2 protein-coding genes are annotated in these 12,603 nt (G+C 64.4%); both read left to right on the top strand.

The window, feature by feature from the left end; genetic code table 11:
- The coding region (locus AOA59_RS00595) for a non-ribosomal peptide synthetase (RefSeq protein WP_143522733.1) at positions 1–4,383 on the top strand (4,383 nt) is incomplete at its 5' end.
- On the top strand, positions 4,380–12,603 hold an 8,224-nt coding region (locus tag AOA59_RS00590; RefSeq protein ID WP_143522732.1), incomplete at its 3' end, for an amino acid adenylation domain-containing protein. The genes AOA59_RS00595 and AOA59_RS00590, both read left to right, overlap by 4 nt.

Raw genomic sequence — 12,603 nt, 5'->3', positions numbered from 1 at the left:
GCCAGCACCCTCGACGTGTGGGCGCCCTTGCTCAACGGCGGCGCGGTGGTGGTGGTCGACCAGGACACGCTGTTGTCCCAGGCAGATTTCGCCGCGCTGTTGCAGCAGCAAGCGGTCAGCGTGTTGTGGATGACCGCCGGCCTGTTCCACCAGTACGCCGAAGGGTTGCTGCCGGTGTTCAAGCAGTTACGCTACCTGATCGTCGGCGGCGATGTGCTCGACCCAAGTGTCATCGCCCGAGTACTCAAGGACGGCGCGCCGCAGCACCTGCTCAATGGCTATGGCCCGACCGAAGCCACCACCTTCTCGACCACCTTTGAAATCACCTCGGCCGAGGAGGGCAGCATCCCGATTGGCCGGCCGGTCGGCAACAGCCGTGCCTATGTGCTGGATGCCCATCAGCAACCGGTGCCGGTCGGCGTGACCGGCGAGCTGTATATCGGCGGTCAGGGCGTTGCCCTCGGCTACCTGAACCGTGCCGACCTGACGGCGCAAACATTCCTCGCCGACCCGTTCAGCGACACGGGCTTGATGTACCGCACCGGCGACCTGGTGGCCTGGCGCGCGGACGGTACCTTGCAGTACCAGGGCCGTAACGACCAACAGGTGAAAATCCGTGGTTTCCGCATCGAGCTGGGCGAGATCGAGGCACGTCTGAGCGAGCACCCGCAGGTCAAGGACGCTGTGGTACTGGCCCGTGAAGACGAGCCGGGGCACAAGCGCCTGGTGGCGTATTTCACTGAGCGCGACAGCGTGGACATCGCCACCCTGCGCGACGACCTGTTGACGCAGCTGCCGGACTACATGGTACCGAGCGCCTACGTGCGCCTGGACAGCCTGCCGCTGACCAGTAACGGCAAGGTTGACCGCAAGGCCCTGCCGGCACCGGACCAGGACGCCTTGCTCAGTCGTGGCTACGAAGCCCCCCAGGGGGAAGTGGAAAACGTGCTGGCACGGATCTGGGCGGACCTGCTCAAGGTCGAACAGGTTGGCCGTTACGATAACTTCTTTGAACTGGGCGGCCACTCGCTGCTGTCCGTGAGCCTGATCGAACGCATGCGCCAGGCCGGACTCGGTGCCGATGTGCGTGTGCTGTTCAGCCAGCCGACCTTGGCGGCACTGGCTGGCGCCGTGGGCAGTGGGCGTGAAGTGGCCGTGCCGGCCAACCTGATCACTGCCGCGTGTGAGCGCATCACGCCAGACCTGTTGCCCCTGATCAGCCTGGACCAGGCCAGTATTGACCATGTCGTCGCCCAGGTTCCGGGTGGCGCGGCCAATGTGCAGGATATCTATGCGCTGGCGCCGTTGCAGGAAGGCATTCTCTATCACCACATCACCGCCGAGCAGGGCGACCCCTACCTGCTGCAGTCGCAAATGGCCTTCGACAGCCCCGAGCGTTTGCAGCGTTTTGCCCACGCCCTGCAAGCCGTGATCGAGCGCCACGACATCCTGCGTACCGGGATGGTCTGGGAGGGCTTGAGCGCCCCCGCACAGGTAGTGTGGCGCAAAGCCGAACTACCGGTGCAGGAGCTGATCCTCGACCCGGCCGATGGCGATATCCTGACCCAATTGCATGCGCGGTTTGACGCTCGGCACTACAGCCTTGACGTCAGCCAGGCACCCTTGATGCGCCTGGCCTATGCCCGCGACGAGCGCAATGACCGCACCGTGGCGGTGCTGTTGTTCCACCACATGGTCCTGGACCACACGGCACTTGAGGTGGTCAGCTGGGAAATGGCCGCCAGCCTGTTGGGCGCCACCGCGCCACTCCCGGCGCCGGTGCCTTACCGCAACTACGTAGCCCAGACGCGCCTGGGTGGGGTTGAGCAGGAGCATGAACGCTTTTTCAGCGAGATGCTCGGCGATATTGACGAGCCGACGCTGCCGTTCGGCCTCAAGGACGTGCAGAGCGACGGCAACACGGTGGCTGAAGTTACCCAGACCTTGCCGCTGGACGTCAGCCGGCGTCTGCGCACTGCGGCGCGTGCCCTTGGGGTCAGCGTTGCCAGCCTGTTCCACTTGGCCTATGCCCAGGTGCTGGGCGCAGTCTCGGGCAGGCAGGACGTCGTGTTCGGCACGGTTCTGGTCGGGCGCCTGCAGGGCGGCGAAGGCGCTGATCGCGCGCTGGGGATGTTCATCAACACCTTGCCGCTGCGCGTCGACCTCGGCCAGCACAGCGCAAGGACCGGCGTGCGTGCCACCCACGCACGCCTGTCGGCGCTGCTGGGCCACGAGCATGCCTCATTATCCCTGGCCCAGCGCTGCAGTGGCGTGGCCGCGCCGGCGCCGTTGTTCAGCGCGATGCTCAACTATCGGCACAGCGCCAGCGATGGCGTGATGCATCAGACCCGTGACGCCTGGGTGGGCATCGAAACCCTGGCCAGCGAAGAACGCACCAACTACCCGCTGGCGCTGAACGTGGATGACCAAGGTGACAGCTTCCGCTTGAACGTACAGGCCATCGCGGTGGATGCCCAGCGCGTGGTGGACTATGTGCAGACCGCTTTGCATAACTTGGTGCAGGCGTTGGAGACCGCGCCGCACAGCGCCTTGCAGCAACTCTCGGTGCTACCGGCCCAAGAGCGTGAAACGGTGCTGGTGGCCTTCAACGACACGGCCCGCGACTACCCGCTGCAACAAACCCTGCACGGGCTGTTCGAAGCCCAAGTGGCGCGCACGCCGAACGCCGTCGCAGTATTGGCGGACGCCCGGCACCTGAGTTATTGCGAGCTGAACGAGCGCGCCAACCGCTTGGCCCATCATCTGCGTGAGCTCGGTGTGGTGCCGGATTCGCGGGTGGCGATCTGCGCTGAGCGCAGCCTGGAAATGGTGGTTGGCTTGCTGGCAATTCTCAAGGCCGGCGGCGGTTATGTGCCGCTGGACCCTGCTTATCCGCTGGAACGCCTGGCCTACATGCTGGAAGACAGCGCGCCGGCCGTGGTGCTGGTCCAAGGCGCCACCCGTGCCTTGCTGGGGCGCCTCGACGTGCCGGTCGTCGACCTGGAGCGCCTCACCTGGCAACAGCAGTCGGCGAGCAACCCGTTGATTGCCGGGTTGACCCCACAACACCAGGCCTATGTGATCTACACCTCCGGCTCCACCGGCAAGCCCAAGGGCGTCATCAACGAACACAGCGCGGTGGTCAACCGCCTGCTGTGGATGCAGGAAGCCTACGGCCTCGACGCCAGCGACACGGTGCTGCAGAAAACCCCGTTCAGCTTCGACGTGTCGGTGTGGGAGTTCTTCTGGCCGCTGTTTACCGGGGCGCGCCTGGTCATGGCCCGTCCTGACGGGCACAAGGACCCCGCGTACCTGTGCGAGATCATCCAGGCCGAACGTGTCACCACGCTGCACTTTGTACCGTCGATGCTTGAGGTATTCCTCGCCCATGGTGAACTCAGCCAGGCGGCCGGGCTGGTACGCGTGATGTGCAGCGGCGAGGCACTGCCGGGCAGTGTGGTGCGCCGCTTCAAGCAGCAACTGCCAACCAGCGCCTTGTTCAACCTCTATGGGCCGACCGAAGCGGCGGTGGACGTGACCGCCTGGGACTGCGCCGGGCCGACCACCCCGGACAACACGCCGATCGGCAAGCCGATCGCCAATACCTACCTCTATGTGCTGGACGAACACTTGCAGCCGGCGCCACTGGGCGTCAGCGGCGAACTGTTTATCGGTGGCGTGCAAGTTGCCCGTGGCTACCTGAATCGCCCGGAACTGACGGCCGAACGCTTCGTCGACAACCCCTTCAACGCCGGGCGCATGTATCGCACCGGTGATGTCGGACGCTTCCTGGCCGACGGCAATATCGAGTACCTGGGCCGTAACGATGACCAGGTCAAGATTCGTGGCCTGCGCATCGAACTGGGAGAAATCCAGGCACGCCTGGGCGAATACCCGCAGATCCAGGAAGCCGCGGTGCTGGCCCGCGAGGACGTGCCGGGCGACAAGCGTCTGGTGGCCTATTACACCGGTGTGCCGGCCGAGGCTGAAGCCTTGCGCACGCACCTGTTGGCGCTATTGCCGGACTACATGGTGCCGCAATTGTTCGTGCACCTTGAGGCGCTGCCGCTGAGCCCTAACGGCAAGCTCGACCGCAAAGCCCTGCCGGCACCCGACCTCGGGGCGTTACGTACGCGTGAGTATGAGGCGCCGTCGACCGACACCGAAATCGCACTGGCCCGGCTCTGGGCTGAATTGCTGGAGGTCGACCAGGTCGGTCGACATGACCATTTCTTTGAACTGGGCGGCCATTCATTACTCGCCGTCAGCCTGATCGGGCGGTTACGCCAGGAAGGCATCGATGCAAACGTCAAGGCGCTGTTCAAGCAACCCACGCTCTGGGAATACGCCGAAATTACAGAAAGAATGGAGATGGTCCTGTGAGTGTTCTCGAACTGTTGGCGACATTAAAAGAAAAAGACGTTCAGCTTGCCGTCAAGGGTGACCAACTCGTGGTGCAGGGCAACAAGCAAGCGTTGAAGGAGCCCAGCGTATTGGCCTCGCTGCGCGAGCACAAAGCGGCGTTGATCGCCTTGATCAACGCTGGCGAGTACCGCGCCGAGCGCGCCGGACAGGTCACGGTACCGGCCAACCGCATCCCCGCCGGTTGCACGCATATCACCCCGGACATGCTGGCGCTGACGACACTGGATCAGGCCAGCATCGAGCGCATCGTCGCGTGTATTCCCGGCGGCGCAGCCAACATCCAGGACATCTACCCGCTGGCGCCGCTGCAATCGGGCATTCTGTTCCATCACCTGTCTGCGCAACAGGGCGACCCCTACGTGCTGCAATGCATGATCGGCATGGACAACCGTCAATGCCTGGATGACTTCAACCAGGCGCTGCAACACGTGATCGACCGGCATGACAGCTTCCGCACCGCCGTGCTCTGGGACGGCCTGGAAGAACCCCAGCAGGTGGTACTGCGCCAGGCGCGCCTGCAGGTGGAAGAAGTCGCGTTGGACCCAGCCGTCGGCGACGTTCGCCAGCAATTGGAACAGCGCTTCGACAACCAGCATTTCCGCCTGGACATCAGCCAGGCGCCGCTGATCCGCATCGCCTGCGCGCACGACCCGGTCAATGATCGCTGGCTGGCCTTGCTGATGTTGCATCACATTGTCTCCGACCATGCCGCGTTGGCGGTGGTGCAGCATGAAATCCAGCAATACCTGCTGGGCCAGGCCGCACAACTGGGCAAACCGGTGCCGTACCGCAATTACGTGGCCCAGGCACGCCTGGGTGTCAGCGAGCAGCAGCACGAAGCGTTTTTTCGCGAGATGCTTGGCGACGTGGACGCACCGACGCTGCCCTTTGGCCTGGCGGATGTGCAAGGGGACGGCCAGGTGCTGCAAGAGGCCGGGCAGTCGGTTCCGGCGGTGTTGGGCCAGCGCCTGCGCACCCAGGCCCGGCAGCAAGGGGTCAGTACGGCGAGCCTGTGTCATCTGGCGTGGGCCCAGGTGCTGGCGGCCGTCACCGGCAATGAACGGGTGGTCTTCGGCACGGTATTCCTCGGGCGTATGGAAAGTGGCGAAGGCGCCGAGCATGCGCTGGGCATGCTGATCAACACCTTGCCACTGCGCGTCGACGTGGGCGGTCACAGCCCGGCCGCCGCACTCAAGGCAACCCATGCGCGGCTCACGGCGTTGCTCGGCCATGAGCATGCACCCCTGGTGCTGGCGCAACGTTGCAGCGGCGTGGCCGCGCCGCAACCCTTGTTCAGCGCCTTGCTCAACTATCGCCACAGTGCCCATGACCTGGGATCCGAGCAGGCCCAGGCGGCCTGGAGCGGTATCGAATTTTTCCACACCGAAGAGCGCACCAACTACCCGCTGACCCTCAGCGTCGATGAACTGAGCGACGGTTTTGCCGTCACCGTCCAGGCGTTGCCGGTACTGGGCGCGCAACGTTTTTGCGAATACATGCTGACCGCACTGGAACACCTGGTGCAGGCGCTGGAGCAAGGCTCATCGATAGCGGTCAACCAACTGCCGGTGCTGCCAAGCGCCGAGCGTGCGCAACTGCTCGAAGGTTTCAACCAAACCCAGGTCGACTACCCGCGCGGGCTGACCATCCATCAGCGTATCGAACAACAAGTGCTGCGTGACCCGCAGGCGGTCGCGGTGCTGTACGACGGGCAGGCGCTGTCCTATGGTGAACTGAACCAGCAGGCCAATCAGCTGGCCTTGCAACTGCTTGAACTGGGGGTGCAGCCGGACGATCGCGTGGCGATCTGCGCGCGCCGCAGTCTGGAAACCCTGGTGGGGCTGGTGGCGATCCTCAAGGCCGGCGCGGCGTATGTGCCGATTGACCCGGCGCACCCGCTGGACCGCATCGGCTACCTGCTCGAAGACAGTGCCCCGGTGGCCGTGCTGGTACAGCCGGGCCTGGCTGAGCGTTTGCCGGCCCTGCTAGTACCGGTGCTGGAACTCGACAGTCGCCTGCTGCAAGGGCCTGCGCAAGACAATCCACACATCGCCGGCCTGACCCCGGCGCACCTGGCGTATGTGATTTACACCTCCGGGTCCACCGGCCTGCCCAAAGGCGTGATGGTCGAACACCAGACTCTGGAGAACCTGGTGAACTGGCACTGCCAGGCGTTCGACCTGCACGCGGGCAGCCACACCTCCAGTGTCGCCGGGTTTGGTTTCGACGCGATGGCCTGGGAAGTCTGGCCGGCCTTGTGCGCGGGAGCGACCCTGCATCTACCGCCGGCGGCCCACGGTAATGAAGACATTGATGCGCTGCTGGCCTGGTGGCAGGCGCAGCCGCTGGATGTCAGCTTCTTGCCCACGCCGGTGGCCGAGTACGCCTTCAGCCAGTCACTGGAACACCCGACGCTCAAGACCCTGCTGATCGGCGGCGATCGTCTGCGCCAGTTCAGCCAGGCGCAATCGTTTACCCTGGTCAACAACTATGGCCCGACCGAGGCCACGGTGGTGGCGACTTCCGGCGTGATTGAAGCCGGGCAGCCCCTGCACATCGGCAAACCCGTAGCCAACGCCCAGGTCTACCTGCTTGATGCACAGCTCAAGCCGGTGCCGCTGGGCGCGACCGGTGAGCTGTATGTCGGAGGCGGTGGGGTGGCGCGCGGTTATTTGAACCGTGCGCAAATGACCGCCGAGCGTTTTGTCAATGATCCGTTCAGTGCCGCGCCGCAGGCGCGCATGTACCGCACCGGCGACCTGGCGCGCTGGCTGCCTGACGGCACGCTGGAGTACCTGGGGCGTAACGATGACCAAGTGAAGATCCGCGGCGTGCGTATCGAGCTGGGTGAACTCGACAGCTGCCTGGGCGCGCATCCGCAGGTCCGTGAAGCCGTGGTATTGGCCCGCGACGGACGCCTCATCGCCTATTTCACCGAGCGCGAGACGCTGGACATTGAAACCCTGCGTGGCTTTATGCAGGCGCAACTGCCGGAGTACATGGTGCCGTCCGCCTATGTACGGCTGGACAACCTGCCGCTGACTGCCAACGGCAAGCTGGACCGCAAGGCCCTGCCGGAGCCGGACCACGAGGCCATGCTCAGCCGCAGCTATGTGGCGCCGCTGGGCGAAGTGGAAGCCACCCTGGCGCAGATTTGGGCAGACGTGCTCAAGGTCGAGCGCGTCGGGCGCCATGACCATTTTTTCGAATTGGGCGGGCATTCGTTGCTGGCGGTCAGCCTGGTCAGCCGCATGCGCCAGGCCGGCTTGAACGCCGATGTGCGCGTGCTGTTCAGCCAGCCGACGTTGGCGGCGTTGGCGTCGGCTGTGGGTCACGGCCGTGAAGTGACGGTTGAGCCCAACCGCATCCAGGCCGATTGCCAACGCATTACCCCGGACCTGTTGCCCCTGATCAGCCTGGACCAGGCCAGCATCGACCGTATCGTCGCCAGCGTGCCCGGTGGCGTGGCCAATGTGCAGGATATCTACCCGCTGGCACCGCTGCAGGAAGGCATTCTGTACCACCACCTCAGTGCTGAGCAGGGCGATCCGTATTTGCTTCAGGCGCGCTTCAGCTTTGCCGACAGCCAACGCTTGCAGGCGTTTGTACAGGCGTTGCAGGCCGTGATCGACCGGCATGACATCTTGCGCACCGCAATAGTACTGGAGGGCCTGTCGGCGCCGGTACAAGTGGTGTGGCGCAAGGCTGAACTGGACGTGCGGCAGGTGGTGGTGGATGGCGCGAAAGGCGCTGTGCTTGCCCAACTGGAGCAGCGTTTTGGCGCCCGCCAGCATCGCCTGGACCTGGCCCGTGCGCCCATGATGCAGCTGGTGCATGCCGAGGACCCGGCCAATCAGCGTGTGGCCGCGATCCTGTTGTTCCACCACATTGCCCTGGACCATACCGCGCTGGACGTGGTGAGCCAGGAAATGCAGGCCTACCTGCTGGACCCGAGCGCTGAACTGCCGGTGCCGGTGCCATATCGCAATTATGTGGCTCAGGCGCGCCTGGGGGTCAGCGAGCAAGAGCACGAAGCGTTCTTCCGCGAGTTGTTGGGTGATATCGACGAACCGACGTTGCCGTTCGGCCTGCAGGATGTGCAGGGCGATGCCCAGACGATCGAAGAGGCTCGCCTGGGCGTCGATCCCGAATTGAACCGGCGCTTGCGCAGCCAGTTGCGCCACCTGGGCGTCAGTGCCGCCAGCCTGTTCCACTTGGCTTGGGCCCAGGTGCTGGCCGGTGTCACCGGCCAGCAACACGTGGTTTTCGGCACGGTATTGATGGGCCGCATGCTCGGCGGCGAAGGCGCCGAACGGGCGTTGGGGATGTTCATCAATACCTTGCCGTTGCGCATTGACGTGGACAGTCGCGATGCTCGCGCCGGCGTACGCCAGGCGCATTCGCGCCTGAGCGCGTTGCTGGGCCATGAGCACGCCTCGTTGGCCCTGGCGCAACGCTGCAGCCAGGTGCTGGCACCGCTGCCGTTGTTCAGTGCACTGCTCAACTATCGCCATAGCAGTGCGGGCGATGGGTCGGCACAGACCCAGCAAGCCTGGCAGGGCATGGAGGGGCTTGGCGGCGAAGAACGCACCAACTACCCACTGACCTTGAACGTCGATGAATGGGGTGACGGTTTCAGCCTGACCGTGTTGACTTTGCCGGAAGTCGGGGCGCAACGCCTGTGCGCGTTTGTGCATCAGGCATTGGAGCACCTGGTGCAGGCACTGGAGCAATCGTCCACGACCGCGCTGCACACGCTGGCGATCCTGCCGGCGGATGAGCGTGAGCAGGTGGTGACGGCATTCAACGCCACGGCGCGCGACTACCCGCAGACCCAGACCATCCACGCACTTTTCGAAGCGCTCGCGACCAGGCAGCCGACGGCACTGGCCGCCGTGCACGCGGCACAACGGGTGACTTATGCCCAATTGAATGCACGGGCCAACCGCTTGGCCCATTACTTGATCGGCCTGGGCGTGGCGCCGGGCGAGCGCGTCGCGATCCTGCTCGAACGTTCCGTGGACCTGCTGGTGAGCCAGTTGGCGATCAGCAAATGCGCGGCCGTGTATGTGCCGCTGGACGTTAATGCGCCGCTGGACCGTCAGGGCTTTATGGTTGTGGACAGCGGGGCGCAACTGTTGCTCAGTGTGGCCTCGATCGCTACGCCGCCGGGCGCGCGTCGCCTGGACCTCGACCGCCTGGACCTGAGCGCTGGTCCCGACTGCAACCTGGCACTGGAGCAATCGGCCGAGACAGCGGCGTACATCATGTATACCTCCGGCTCCACCGGCACGCCAAAAGGCGTATTGGTGCCGCACCGGGCAATTACGCGCTTGGTGATCAACAACGGTTACGCCGATTTCAATCAGCACGACCGTGTGGCCTTTGCCTCCAACCCGGCGTTCGATGCCAGCACCCTCGACGTGTGGGCGCCCTTGCTCAACGGCGGCGCGGTGGTGGTGGTCGACCAGGACACGCTGTTGTCCCGCCAGCTGTTTGCCCAGTTGCTCAGCGCTGAAGCGGTGAATGTGCTGTGGATGACTGCCGGCCTGTTCCACCAATACGCCGAAGGGCTGTTGCCGGTGTTCACGCAACTGCGTTATCTGATCGTCGGTGGCGATGTGCTCGACCCGCGTGTCATCGCCCGAGTACTCAAAGACGGCGCGCCGCAGCACCTGCTCAATGGCTACGGCCCGACCGAAGCCACCACCTTCTCGACCACCTTTGAAATCACTTCGGCCGAGGAGGGCAGCATTCCCATCGGCCGGCCGGTCGGCAACAGCCGTGCCTATGTGCTGGATGCGCGCCAGCAACCGGTGGCGGTGGGTGTGACCGGTGAGCTGTATATCGGTGGCCAGGGCGTCGCCCTGGGCTATCTCAACCGTGCCGACCTGACGGCGCAAACATTCCTCGCCGACCCGTTCAGCGACGCCGGCCTGATGTACCGCACCGGCGACCTGGTGGCCTGGCGTGCCGACGGCACTTTGCAGTACCTGGGGCGTAACGACCAGCAGGTGAAAATCCGTGGTTTCCGCATTGAATTGGGCGAGATCGAGACACGCCTGAGCGAGCACCCCCAGGTCAAGGACGCTGTGGTACTGGCCCGTGAGGACGAACCAGGGCACAAGCGCCTGGTGGCGTATTTCACTGAGCGTGGCGCGGTCGACCTCCAGGCGCTGCATCAGCACCTTCAAGCGCAGTTGCCGGAGTACATGGTGCCGAGCGCCTATGTGCGCCTGGACAGCTTGCCGCTGACTAACAACGGCAAGGTCGACCGCAAAGCCTTGCCCGCACCCGACCAGGACGCGTTGCTCAGCCGTGGCTACGAAGCGCCGCAAGGCGAGGTGGAGAACGTGCTCGCGCAGATCTGGGCCGATGTGCTCAAGGTTGAGCAGGTCGGGCGCCACGACAATTTCTTCGAACTGGGCGGGCATTCGCTGCTGGCCGTCAACCTGATCGAGCGCATGCGCCAGGCCGACCTGAGCGCCGACGTGCGCGTGCTGTTCCGCCAGCCGACCCTGGCGGCGCTGGCCGCCGCGGTGGGCAGTGGCCGTGAAGTGGCCGTGCCGGCCAATCTGATCAGCCCCGAGTGCGCGCGCATTACCCCCGAACTGTTGCCGCTGGTCACTCTGGATCAAGCGAGCATCGAGCATATCGTCGCGCAAATCCCGGGCGGCACGGCGAATGTGCAGGATATCTACCCGCTGGCACCGTTGCAGGAAGGCGTGCTTTACCATCATATCCGCGCCGAAACCGGTGACCCCTACCTGCTGCAATCCAGCTACGGCTTTGACAATCTGGAGCGTTTTCAGGTGTTCGCGCAGGTGTTGCAGGCGGTAATCGATCGCCATGACATCCTGCGTACCAGCCTGGTCTGGCAAGGTTTGGAAAACCCGGTGCAAGTGGTCTGGCGCAAAGCCGTACTGGGTGTCGAGCAGATGCATGTGCAAGCGCAGGGCGCTGACGTCGTGAGCCAACTGCGTGAACGTTTCGACGCCCGTCACTATCGCCTGGACCTGACCCAGGCGCCGTTGATGCGCATCGTCTATGCCCATGACGAGGCCAACCAGCGTGTGGTCGCCTTGCTGATGTTCCATCACCTGGTGATGGACCACACCGCGCTCGACGTGGTGCAGCAGGAAATGCGCATGCTCCTGCTGGGGCAAGCGCAGCAACTGGGCCACGCCGTGCCGTACCGCAACTATGTGGCGCAGGCGCGCCTGGGCAGTGCCGATGTGGAGCACGAACGGTTCTTTCGCGACATGCTCGGTGCAATCGATGAGCCGACCTTGCCGTTCGGCCTGCAGGACGTGCAAGGCGATGGGCATGGGGTGGGCGAAGCCACGCGCCTGCTCGATATCGACTTGAGCCTGCGTTTGCGTGAACAGGCACGCCAGAGCGGCGTGAGTGCCGCCAGCCTGTTTCACTTGGCTTGGGCGCGCGTGCTCGGCACCTTGTCGGGCCGCCAGCAGGTGGTGTTCGGCACCGTGCTGATGGGCCGCATGCAAGGCGGTGAAGGCGCCGACCGCGCGTTGGGCATGTTTATCAATACCTTGCCGCTACGAGTCGATGTTGACGCTGCCGGTGTGCGCTCTGCCGTCAAGTCCACCCACGCGCGCCTGACCGCACTGCTCGGTCATGAGCATGCGTCCCTGGCCCTGGCCCAACGTTGCAGCGGGGTGCCTGCGAGTACGCCGTTGTTCAGTGCCTTGCTCAATTACCGTCACAGTGGTGTGGTCGACGACGCCGCCACACTCGACGAGGCGTGGCACGGCATGTACTTCTTGCATGCCGAAGAACGCACCAACTACCCGATCACCCTCAGCGTCGATGACCTGGGCGAGCAATTCAATCTCAGTGCGCTGGTGGTCTCGCCGCTGGAGGCGCAGCGCATTTGTGATTACCTGCTCAACGCCGTGGAGCACCTGGTGCAAGCGTTGGAACAGCAGCCCCACACACCGTTCGAGCAGTTGCCGGTGGTGCCGGCGGCCGAAGTTCGCCAAGTGTTGGTCGAGTTCAACGCCACCCGGCGTGACTACCCGCATACGCAGACGCTACATGCGCGGTTCGAAGAGCATGTTGCTGCGCAGCCGCTGGCACCGGCAGCGGTGCAGGGCGAGCAGTCATTGAACTATGCGCAGTTGAACCGGCGTGCCAACCAACTGGCCCACCATTTGC

The sequence above is a fragment of the Pseudomonas sp. 2822-15 genome (genome assembly GCF_002742515.1).
Lineage (GTDB): Bacteria > Pseudomonadota > Gammaproteobacteria > Pseudomonadales > Pseudomonadaceae > Aquipseudomonas > Aquipseudomonas salomonii.
Note: the sequence above shows the minus strand (reverse complement) of the source record. Positions and strands in the feature narration are given on the sequence as shown.